The 9,748-nt window shown below is 34.5% G+C and carries 14 protein-coding genes and 1 other RNA gene; 7 read left to right on the top strand and 8 right to left on the bottom strand.

What is annotated here, in order from left to right; genetic code table 11:
- From BTHERMOSOX_RS03160 to BTHERMOSOX_RS03165, 3 genes are all read left to right on the top strand, one after another.
- The gene (locus BTHERMOSOX_RS03160; protein WP_138119353.1) at positions 1 to 261 is read left to right on the top strand and encodes a GIY-YIG nuclease family protein; all 261 of its coding nucleotides are present in this window, start codon (positions 1 to 3) and stop codon (positions 259 to 261) included.
- A 71-nt stretch (positions 262 to 332) separates the two neighbouring features.
- On the top strand, positions 333 to 455 hold the full coding sequence (locus tag BTHERMOSOX_RS11915; RefSeq protein WP_283204837.1) for a hypothetical protein: 123 nt from the start codon (positions 333 to 335) through the stop codon (positions 453 to 455).
- A 152-nt stretch (positions 456 to 607) separates the two neighbouring features.
- Entirely contained in the window at positions 608 to 805 is a 198-nt protein-coding gene (locus tag BTHERMOSOX_RS03165) for a hypothetical protein (protein ID WP_138119355.1), read from the top strand.
- A 148-nt stretch (positions 806 to 953) separates the two neighbouring features.
- Here BTHERMOSOX_RS03165 and BTHERMOSOX_RS03170 read toward each other — a convergent pair whose 3' ends face one another.
- The 4 genes from BTHERMOSOX_RS03170 to BTHERMOSOX_RS03185 form a co-directional block, all read right to left on the bottom strand.
- Positions 954 to 1,472: a bactofilin family protein gene (locus BTHERMOSOX_RS03170; RefSeq protein ID WP_138119357.1), complete on the bottom strand. Its 519-nt coding sequence runs from the start codon at positions 1,470 to 1,472 to the stop codon at positions 954 to 956.
- Between the two features lie 85 nt (positions 1,473 to 1,557).
- Positions 1,558 to 1,695, bottom strand: a complete 138-nt coding sequence (locus BTHERMOSOX_RS03175) for an HU family DNA-binding protein (protein WP_249360588.1) — start codon at positions 1,693 to 1,695, stop codon at positions 1,558 to 1,560.
- A 442-nt stretch (positions 1,696 to 2,137) separates the two neighbouring features.
- Positions 2,138 to 2,482 (bottom strand): hypothetical protein, encoded by a 345-nt coding sequence (locus tag BTHERMOSOX_RS03180; protein WP_138119359.1) that lies wholly within the window; start codon positions 2,480 to 2,482, stop codon positions 2,138 to 2,140.
- A gap of 209 nt (positions 2,483 to 2,691) precedes the next feature.
- The gene (locus BTHERMOSOX_RS03185; protein WP_138119361.1) at positions 2,692 to 3,306 is read right to left on the bottom strand and encodes a class I SAM-dependent methyltransferase; all 615 of its coding nucleotides are present in this window, start codon (positions 3,304 to 3,306) and stop codon (positions 2,692 to 2,694) included.
- 48 nt (positions 3,307 to 3,354) lie between these two features.
- On the opposite strand from BTHERMOSOX_RS03185, the gene gloA reads away from it, so the two are divergent.
- On the top strand, positions 3,355 to 3,744 hold the full coding sequence (gene gloA / locus BTHERMOSOX_RS03190) for a lactoylglutathione lyase (RefSeq protein ID WP_138119375.1): 390 nt from the start codon (positions 3,355 to 3,357) through the stop codon (positions 3,742 to 3,744).
- A gap of 95 nt (positions 3,745 to 3,839) precedes the next feature.
- On the opposite strand, the gene recR is transcribed toward gloA, so the two are convergent.
- The 4 genes from recR to ffs all read right to left on the bottom strand — a co-directional run bounded on the left by recR (position 3,840) and on the right by ffs (position 6,487).
- Positions 3,840 to 4,424 (bottom strand): recombination mediator RecR, encoded by a 585-nt coding sequence (recR, locus tag BTHERMOSOX_RS03195; protein WP_138119363.1) that lies wholly within the window; start codon positions 4,422 to 4,424, stop codon positions 3,840 to 3,842.
- 8 nt (positions 4,425 to 4,432) lie between these two features.
- On the bottom strand, positions 4,433 to 4,738 hold the full coding sequence (locus BTHERMOSOX_RS03200) for a YbaB/EbfC family nucleoid-associated protein (protein WP_138119365.1): 306 nt from the start codon (positions 4,736 to 4,738) through the stop codon (positions 4,433 to 4,435).
- A gap of 14 nt (positions 4,739 to 4,752) precedes the next feature.
- Positions 4,753 to 6,363, bottom strand: coding sequence for a DNA polymerase III subunit gamma/tau (gene dnaX, locus BTHERMOSOX_RS03205; protein WP_138119367.1), 1,611 nt, complete (start codon positions 6,361 to 6,363; stop codon positions 4,753 to 4,755).
- Between the two features lie 28 nt (positions 6,364 to 6,391).
- Positions 6,392 to 6,487: signal recognition particle sRNA small type (gene ffs / locus BTHERMOSOX_RS03210), an RNA gene on the bottom strand.
- Between the two features lie 207 nt (positions 6,488 to 6,694).
- On the opposite strand from ffs, the gene BTHERMOSOX_RS03215 reads away from it, so the two are divergent.
- The 3 genes from BTHERMOSOX_RS03215 to BTHERMOSOX_RS03225 form a co-directional block, all read left to right on the top strand.
- Positions 6,695 to 8,650: a site-specific DNA-methyltransferase gene (locus BTHERMOSOX_RS03215; protein ID WP_138119369.1), complete on the top strand. Its 1,956-nt coding sequence runs from the start codon at positions 6,695 to 6,697 to the stop codon at positions 8,648 to 8,650.
- 12 nt (positions 8,651 to 8,662) lie between these two features.
- The gene (locus tag BTHERMOSOX_RS03220; RefSeq protein WP_138119371.1) at positions 8,663 to 9,499 is read left to right on the top strand and encodes a hypothetical protein; all 837 of its coding nucleotides are present in this window, start codon (positions 8,663 to 8,665) and stop codon (positions 9,497 to 9,499) included.
- Positions 9,496 to 9,748 (top strand): hypothetical protein (locus BTHERMOSOX_RS03225; RefSeq protein ID WP_138119373.1); only part of this gene is annotated, 253 nt, incomplete at its 3' end. The genes BTHERMOSOX_RS03220 and BTHERMOSOX_RS03225, both read left to right, overlap by 4 nt.

Genomic DNA, 9,748 nt, shown 5'->3' on the forward strand with positions numbered 1-9,748 from the left:
TTGACCAATAAAACTTGGATAGTGTATTTGTTAAAATGCGCTAATAACTCACTCTATTGCGGAATTACCAACGACTTAACAAGGCGAATACGCCAGCATAATGGCGAAATTAAAGGCGGTGCAAAATACACGCGTGCAAATACACCTTGTGAGTTGGTTTATCAAGAGCTGGCCACTGATCGATCAAATGCCTCTAAACGAGAATATGAAATTAAACACATGGATAAAAGTGATAAATTACTACTTATAAAATCAGCATAAGTGATTATCAGAGAATTTCATGCGAAGATTATAGGGTGCCTCCAGTAGTTACTACCACCAAGCCAAAGCCAATGAGTAATACAACAAAATCCATTATTCAATCAATGAAACAAATATCTATTGAGATTAGCTATACTTATGGCAAAAGACGATTAAAACACCATCTGAACGCCAAAGGATATCAAATCGGTTAGCAAACTTAATGAAGAGGATTAATATTAGGCAATAAGACCTAAGAAGCGTCATTATTACCCCAATAGTGGCATGCTACACAGAACATAGGCAATCCTTAATCGTAACTTTAATCAACAAAGTAGCAAAATACCCATTGGGTAGGTGATATTGCTTGTATCAAGACTGGAGTTATTTAGCCAGTGTTCTTGATTTTACCCCTCAAGGGGGTATTGAACAGAAGACCTCAGGACAGATTGTTGGATGGTCTTTGCCTAAACAGCCTAATACTGAATTGGTGCAAAATGCAATAGATAATACCGTTGCAAGACACAAACCAGACGCCAATGATTTAATGTTCCATTCAGATTAAGGAGCTCAATACTCTTCTAAGAAATATGTTGAGTATTGTGCAAACAACAACATTACTCAAAGTATGAGTAGACGAGGTAACTGCTGGGATAACGCTATTATCAAGGCACTATCATGATTAAAGGCATGTTTAAACCATCTAAATTTTTTTACGTGTATTTAATAGTGTTTTTAGCAGAGTCTTGTGGTTTGGTCGGAGTATCGTGTTTTTTGTTAACTGGTGACGTCTTAATTTTGCCATCAACCATTGAAACATTGCCTTTGAAATAAGAGCCATCAGTTAGAGCTACCTTTGGTGCAACTAAGTCGCCAGTAACATTGCCACTATCTTTTACAATGATCTTGTCAATGGCCTCAATATTACCAACAACCTTACCTTTAATTACAACAAGTTTGGCCGATATACTGGCATTAACTTGAGCAGATTCTTCAACCGTAAAGACGTTGCTGTTAATAGAGACACTACCTTGTATTTTACCAAATACATTAATATCGCTCTCTCCAGAGATTTCACCATTAAATACGCAACCTTTAGAAATAACAGTCTTTGTTTGCATGTCTTTTTCTTTTTGTTTATTTTTGTCAAAAATAGAAGGAGGTAGGTCTTTCTTTGGAGTTTCTACGAGCGTAGTATCCGTTTTTTGGTTATTACCTTTTGTTCCGAACATGGTGACTCCTAATTTTAATTAACTGCTACTTTTAAAGCTTTATCTGCCTTAAAGGTAGCTACTCTAGATGCTTTGATTTGAATCTCTACATCTCTGTTTTCGGATTACACCCTGTGCGTGCCGCACGATTTCTTACAACAAAGCTAACAAAGCCTGTTAGTTGCATACTATCGCCACCAGCCATTGCATTTGTTGTTGTATCAATTAGTTCCGATTTGTTCATTTTTTCATTTGTTATTCCTAACTATTTAAAAAAATGTTATTAAACAAATCGTAGTCTATCATATAAGACTTAAATATCAACATCCTTTGCACAATACTTTAGTATTTTTTTATAAACTATGCTACAACAACACCAAAGTATCACTCAAAGTGATATCGAATCGGGTTATTTTAATATTATCTTGCTATAAGGCATAATTACGCTGGTGCTGGTGCATAGATCTTATATCACTGATAAAGATTACCTTGCTCTGCCTCATGAATCTCTAGCATGTGGCTTACATAAGCACGATTCAGTTTTGTTCTGACCCAACTCCAAAATCAACAATACTTATTTTACCAGGACTTATTTTGGCAAAAGACTTTCAATTTGAAGCTTTAAACTCGACCTTAAAAATTGTGAGATTTCTCAAGTCTTCTTTAAAATATGTAAAAAGCATACACTACGCACTCATCGACCCATTAACATCTTTAAGCACACGAATATTAATCATAATACTAGTAAATATCAGATAAGAAAGTTTTTTTAATTCTTTTGGCGAGTATTGCCAACTAATGAATAAACCAAACAACCCTTGCCAAATAACCAAAGCTAGTACCGCGGCGAGCGCACTAATGCCAAAATAAATATGGATTCTGTTTAGATAATGGATGATTTTGTTAACCATCTTAATATCGTCAATTGGAGATACATAATCGAGCAATATTCTTTTTGAAAGTGCACCTTTTCCAAGCGCTAACTTTATCAGTGTACGTGCATAAATAAACAACAGTAACCACAAGGCCACCTCTCAAAGTCCCCCATATTTCGGATAAAAATGTCTCTTTTTCTTTTATACGCGGATAGGAAAACAAGGCATATATATAATAATCAGAATAAAGTTAATTGATATAATCACTAAGAATGGAGTGAAGTTTTTAGTATTTATTGACAAGGAGGATCAATATCAACATTTTTTGTGCTGATCAAATTATTTTTCAAAAATAACCAAGTGCTTTATTTGATTTTTTTAAATAAAAAATAGTTAAAAATCTGGATTGATCCATTAGGATGCAGATGCTTTTCATTAAGGGTTTTTATTAGGCTAAATTTATCGCCAAGTAAGTTGCAAATCTTCGTTTGATCATACTGAACAATGTTTAATTTTGAACATTCTTTAGGTCCATCTGGAGAAAAAGTAGCCAGCAAAAATAACCCGTCTTTTTGAAGATATTGATCAAGTTTTTGCAGGTAAGTTTTCTGATCTTTTAAATCAGTTAAAAAATGAAAAACTGCACGATCATGCCAAAGCTTAAAGGTAGAACCAGGCTTAAAATCTAAAATATTTTCATTATAAAACGTGAGTTTATTAGCTGATTTTTTAAGTCTGTGTTTTAGAGTTTCTAGTGCTATAGTTGATAACTCTAACAGTGAGATATCATTAAAACCTTTGGCTAGTAAATTATCAGCCAATATTGATACGCCACAGCCAATATCAATCATAGCGTCATCTTTTTGAATAGAATCTAAGATCCAATCAAGCGAGATAGTGGATTGATCTTGATGCCAGCTGACCTTTGTATGGTCTTTGGTGTTATAAACCTCATTCCAATGGGAGAATGTGTTTGTCATGTTGAGCTAAGCTTATAATAGAATGCTTAAAATTATAAGCTAGAAATGATGAGAATTTTGCACACAATGTTGCGAGTTGAAAATTTAGATAAGTCCATTGCTTTTTATACTAAAGTTTTGGGGATGACATTATTACGTCAAAAGGAATATCCCAAGGGTGAATTTACTTTAGCATTTTTAGGTTATGGTCCAGAGGCAACTAACCCAGCTTTGGAATTAACTTACAATTGGGGTAAGGCTAATTATGACATTGGCACGGGTTTTGGTCATATCGCCATTAATGTTGACGATGTTTATGAGGCTATTGAAAAAGCTAAAAAACAGGGTGCTACGGTTGTTAGAGAAGCTGGACCTATGAGTGCCGGAACAACCATTGTCGGCTTCTTAAAAGATCCGGATGGTTATGAGATAGAGCTACTTTCTAAAACATTTCAATAGTTTATTACACAACACCAGATTTTTATTATCAAGGCATTTTTTTGTAGAGATAGTTGTATATTTCAAGAAAAATAACACAAAAAATAGAAATTTGGCTAAGTGTAATTTTTACGCCCTGATAAGGCATGGGCAATGGTATTAATATCTGTATATTCTAGTTCGCCACCAATGGGTATGCCGTGCGCAATACGCGTAATTTGTACGTTGAATTGCTTCGCCATATTGCTAATATAATGCGCTGTTACTTCACCTTCAACGGTGGCATTGGTAGCAAGAATAATTTCAGAGATATGATCATCCGCAAGTTTTTGCTCTAATTCATCCAAACCAAGTTCATTGGCACCAATGCCATCAATAGGGGATAGGTAGCCGCTAAGTACGAAATATTTACCTCTATAAACACCACTTTGTTCAATAGCATGAATGTCTGTTGGAGTTTCAACAATACAAAGTTGTGAATTATCACGCGTTGTGTTGGCACAAATATTGCAAATATCTTTTTCACTTAACGTTCGACAAGAGTGACAATGTTGAACGTGCTCCATTGCATCAACCAATGCTTTTGCAAGCTCAAACCCACCGTTACGATTACGCTCAAGTAAATGATAGATAAAGCGCTGTGCGGTCTTACTGCCAACACCTGGCAGCGCACAAAAAGCCTTATTGAGTGATTCAATCATTGGTTCGCCTAAAAGGGTAAATTCATGCCACCTGTCACACCTTTCATTTTTGCCGCTGATGCATCAGATATTTGCTTAGTGGCATCATTTATGGCAGTTAGAATTAAATCTTCTAGCATGTCTTTATCATCCATTACCATTTCATCAATTTTGATATTAGTTGCGAGATGCTCACCATTAATGGTAATTTCAATTGCGCCACCAGCAGCTTTTCCAGTTGCGTTTAACAGTTTAATTTCTGCTTGTGCTTTTTGCATATTATCTTGCATTTGCTGGGCTTTTTTCATCATTCCAGCCATTCCACCTTTAAACATAATTTATCCCTTGATTAGTGTTTGGTTATTTCTCTAATTGAGTTGACATCAACTTTTGCATTAAAAGTTTTCTCTAATTTTTGCACAATTTCATCATTCAAAAACTCTTGCTGAATGGTGGCTAAATATTGATTATGTGCCTGAGTTTCTTTTTGTGCAAGCGTTTGCTCTGTTAGTTTATTTAAATCAATAATCAGTGTTAAATTTGGATATTGAGATCTAAGACTTTCAAGTATGTTTTTTTGCACATGATCATTGAGTAAATTTGCAAATTGCTCGTCCAGTGCCAGTGTTAATGTGTTGTTTTCAAATGAATTGAATAGCGTATTTTTAACCAACATTTTGGCACCACCTGAGAAACTAAGTGCTTGACTAAGCTTTTCCCATTCTTGTTGATTAGAAATTTTTGATGTATTGTCTGGCTGAAGTTTTTCTACTTCTCTAGGGCTTGTTCCTTCTTTTTCTGTGGCTGGTGTCTTGTTGGTGCAATCGCTAGTAGGGCGGTTAGACTTGATTTTTAAAGTTTTTTTTTCCGTAGGAATTTGGCTTTGAATATCTGAATGAAATGCCAGCATTCTGAGTAATGTCATCTCAAAGCCAATTTGTTCACTTGGCGCAAGTGCCATATCTTTAGTGCCATTAATCGACATTTGATAAAAAATATGTAAATCTTGATTAGAGATATTATCAGCCAATTCTTGAATATCAGACTCAACTTCATCCTTGATAATTTGAGCTAAAGATATTTGATGAAATAGCGAGCTTAAATCTTTAAGTGCATTGGTTAGATTTTCGCCGCGATGGGATAAATCTTTGATAAATTCAATCACCGATTTAGCGTCTTGATTAAATAAATGTTTGGACAAAGTGATAATATCATCATGATGCACAAGGCCAAGCATTGCCTTTATGTCTTTACTAGTTACTGTGCCTTTGCCGTAAGAGATGGACTGATCAAGCAAGCTAAGCGCATCACGCATCGAGCCGTTACCAAATCCAGCAATTTGACTCAGCGCAGGCTCTTCATAGGTTAATTTTTCAGCATCCATGATAAACTTCAGCTGACCTAAAATCTCCTCATGAGTAAGCTGTTGCAGGGTGAACTGCAAACAACGAGAAAGCACTGTTACTGGAAGTTTTTTTGGATCAGTCGTTGCTAATAAAAATTTAACATGTTCAGGTGGCTCTTCAAGCGTCTTAAGTAGCGCATTAAAACTACTTTTTGAGAGCATGTGTACCTCATCAATCAAGTAGATTTTGTAGCGATTTTTAGTTGGCATGTATTGCGCATTCTCTAAAATATCGCGCATGTTGTCTACGCCTGTGTGCGACGCCGCATCAAGCTCAATTAGATCTATCGACTGACCTTTGTCAATCTCAATGCAAGTAGCACAAGTTCCGCAAGGTGTTGAGCTAACGCCTGTCTCGCAATTAATAGACTTTGCAAAGATACGAGCAATGGTGGTTTTACCCACACCTCGTGTGCCGGTAAATAAAAAACCGTGATGAAGGCTGTTAGCATCTAGTGCATTGACTAGGGTTTTTTTAGCGTGAGCTTGCCCAACTAATTCGCCAAACGTATGCGGGCGATATTTGCGTGCTAGGACTTGATAATGGTCACTCATACTAAAATTAATAATTTAAAAGTGGCAGCACCTAGGATAACATCCAACACATGAAAAAACTACTACCGTTGCTCCCTTCCGGGCCTGGCGGGGTTTGTAGTCATTCATTGTCGGCGCACCCTAAGCACTACCAAAATTTATTTTACGCGAAATAAATGATTAGGTTTTTGATAAAAAAAAGCATTTCTATTTAATTTTAAAAGTGACCTTTTAACTAATAGCAAAATAAGAAGTGAGATTTAAAATCAAATCAAAAATAGAGTTGTTATTTTTTATGCTTTTATGTTGGTTAAAATAGGGTGTAATTACCTCGATAAATTAATTACTTGTAATGTCAAAATCAGTAGAAAAAGTTAGCACCCAATCCAAAGATATATTCGCGCAGGAGTTGGCTAAATTTAGCCAAATATTCCCTCAATTTGTTAGCGAGGGCAAAGTTGATTTTGATGCTTTAAAGAAATTTTTAGAAGACAAAAATAGTCTTGCAGATGAAAAAGACAAATACACTTTTTCGTGGGCAGGTAAGGATGAATCTTTTAAGGCCATATCTCGCCCATCGTATGCCACACTTAATCCAAAACCTGATGAATCGGTTGATTTTGACAACACTGAAAACCTATTTATTGAGGGTGATAATCTAGAAGTTTTAAAACTATTGCAAACTCATTATCACGGCAAAATCAAGATGATTTATATTGATCCGCCGTACAATACAGGTAACGATTTTATTTATAAAGACAACTTTAAAGAAGGTAAGAGTGATTATTTTGAGCGCATTGGCACAACCAAAAATGGTATTAAGTTAGAAACTAATTCTGATGATGGGGGTCGTTACCACTCTCAGTGGCTTTCAATGATGTATCCGCGTTTGTTTCTCGCCAAGCAACTGCTTGCCGATGATGGTGTGATTTTTATCAGTATTGACGACCATGAGCAGCATCATCTGAAAATGTTGATGAATGAGGTGTTTGGTGAGGATAATTTTATTGAATGCATATCATGGAATAAAAGAATTCCAAAAAACGACAAAGGTATTGGCAATATTCATGAATACATAAATATATATTCAAAAAATAGCAGCCACAAGCATCAATTTATAATGGAAAAAGAAGGTTTAGACGATATTTATAACTTGCTTAAAAAACTTAAAAAATCCAATATAGGTATTAATAATGCAGAAATTGAAATAAAAAAACTCTATAAAAAGCAAGGTTACGATAGAGGAATTACTTTGTATAACTCTCTAGATAAAAATTATCGCTTATGGGGAAAAATCAATATGAGTTGGCCAAATGCAAATACATTTGGCTCTAAATATATTGTGCCACATCCGAAAACAAAAAAACCTGTTAAATGTCCAGAAAGAGGATGGAGGTGGAAATTAGACACTTTTAATGAAGTTGCTCATCGTATTGATGGGGAGTATCAAGATATGCATCGTTTAGATGACGGTTCATATATATGTGGCGGGATATGGTTTTCATCTGATGAGAATATACAGCCGAGTTCAATAACATATTTAGACGATGTTAATGAGTTTCTACTTAGATATATACTTTCTTTAAAGAGCGATGGGGGAATAGAAGTAGAAAAAATATTTGACAATAAAAATTACTTTTCATATCCAAAGCCAACTAAGCTGTTAAAAATATTATTATCTTCATGTTCACTAAAAAATAATAACATTGTATTAGATTTTTTTGCAGGCAGTGCTACAACTGGTCATGCAGTCATGGATCTAAACAAAAAAGATGGGGCTAAGCGCAAATTTATTTTGGTGCAAATTCCTGAAAGTATTGATGAAAAATCAGAGGCTTTTAAGGCAGGCTATAAAATCATTAGTGATATTAGTAAAGACAGACTTAGAAAGGCGATTGAGAAGAATGATTATAAAGACGGCTTTAAAGTCTTTTCACTTGCACCCACTAACTACAACATTGCTAAAGACTATGATGGTGATGATGAGCAAGAATTATTACAACAAGAAATAAGCTTTACTCAGCAACCATTGATTGATAATTTTGAGCCAATTAATTTGGTGTACGAAATTATCCTAAAACAAGGTTTTTCCCTCAATTCTAAAATCAAACAGCAGGATGATTTTTATATTGTTGAAGATGCAGAGCTTGAAAGAAAGCTAGTTATCACCTTAACAAATGCAATTGATACGGGCATAATCGAAGCATTAAAGCTTGATACAGATGATATTTTAGTTTGCCTTGATACCGCACTCACTGACACGCAAAAAATCAATTTTTCACGTAATTTTAAGTTAAGAGTTATTTAAGGAAAAAGAGTCATGGAAAAAGAAATTAGAAATTTAAAAAAAGACAAACTCATTGAGATTATTGAGCAAGGAGTGTTAAACATAAGAAAAGCTGATGCAGAGGCAACTAGTAAATTATCTAACATCAGAGATGCACATAACGAGATACTAAATGATGAGGTAGATTCTTCTATAAAGACCCAGTTAAATGGTTTATTAGAAGATCATTCCAGTCAAATTAAAGCCATTCAAGAAGAAGAAAAAAGATTGTTGGGATATGATGAAGAAGAAAATCATGTGGATGGAATCATAGATGATATTAATAACTTTCACGACCAACAAGTGAAAGAATATGAAGCACTTTATCAAAAGATTGAGGGTTTATTACCTGGTTCAATATCTGTTAGCTTAGCAGAAGCATTTAATAGTAAAGCAACTGAGTACAAAGAAGAGCGAAAAGAATGGGAGAATAAATCATATTGGGCTTTAATCAGTCTTCTTATTGTTTCGATCATATTTACAGGGGTAGTTATTTGGAAAGAGTTAGATGTTAATACGCTTATATTGTATGCAACTCCAATTTACACATTTTCTATATGGCTAGTGATTTTCATTGGAAATAGAAGGGCAGAAAGTAGAAAGTTAGAAGAACTGTATAAGCATAAAGATGTTATGGCTAGTTCTTATATGGGATATGAAAAATCGATTGAAAGTTTATCTAGTGAAGATTCAAAATTAAAGGAAAATCTTATGATGAATTTAATGGATTCAATTAACGACAATCCGAGTGAATTTTTAAGTGTTAGTGGTGAAAAACACCCTGTTATTGATGCTATATTTGGTAGAAAAAAAATCTACTTAAAATCATGAAAATCCACTACGAAAATCTTGATTATCAAACTGATGCTATTAGCAGTGTGGTTGATTTGTTTGATACGGGTGAAAACCTTGCCAATAAAAGTGATTTTCATTTGTTCGATACCTTTGGTGTAGTTGCCAACCAATTGGATATTGACAAGGATAGATTAAAAAGTAATTTGTCTAATATTCAAAAGCACAATCTTGAAAAGCGTGATGTAAAAATAGACGAACAAAATCTATTTGATTTTTCGGTGGAAT

The sequence above is a fragment of the Bathymodiolus heckerae thiotrophic gill symbiont genome, from assembly GCF_900128515.1.
Classification (GTDB): domain Bacteria; phylum Pseudomonadota; class Gammaproteobacteria; order PS1; family Pseudothioglobaceae; genus Thioglobus_A.

Bases quoted from the DNA above. Each gene is read 5' to 3' on its own strand.
- BTHERMOSOX_RS11915 (WP_283204837.1), top strand. From the start codon at position 333: ATGAGTAATACAACAAAATCCATTATTCAATCAATGAAACAAATATCT.
- BTHERMOSOX_RS03170 (WP_138119357.1), bottom strand. From the start codon at position 1,472: ATGTTCGGAACAAAAGGTAATAACCAAAAAACGGATACTACGCTCGTA.
- BTHERMOSOX_RS03175 (WP_249360588.1), bottom strand. From the start codon at position 1,695: ATGAACAAATCGGAACTAATTGATACAACAACAAATGCAATGGCTGGT.
- BTHERMOSOX_RS03185 (WP_138119361.1), bottom strand. From the start codon at position 3,306: ATGACAAACACATTCTCCCATTGGAATGAGGTTTATAACACCAAAGAC.
- gloA (WP_138119375.1), top strand. From the start codon at position 3,355: ATGAGAATTTTGCACACAATGTTGCGAGTTGAAAATTTAGATAAGTCC.
- recR (WP_138119363.1), bottom strand. From the start codon at position 4,424: ATGATTGAATCACTCAATAAGGCTTTTTGTGCGCTGCCAGGTGTTGGC.
- BTHERMOSOX_RS03200 (WP_138119365.1), bottom strand. From the start codon at position 4,738: ATGTTTAAAGGTGGAATGGCTGGAATGATGAAAAAAGCCCAGCAAATG.
- dnaX (WP_138119367.1), bottom strand. From the start codon at position 6,363: ATGAGTGACCATTATCAAGTCCTAGCACGCAAATATCGCCCGCATACG.
- BTHERMOSOX_RS03215 (WP_138119369.1), top strand. From the start codon at position 6,695: ATGTCAAAATCAGTAGAAAAAGTTAGCACCCAATCCAAAGATATATTC.
- BTHERMOSOX_RS03220 (WP_138119371.1), top strand. From the start codon at position 8,663: ATGGAAAAAGAAATTAGAAATTTAAAAAAAGACAAACTCATTGAGATT.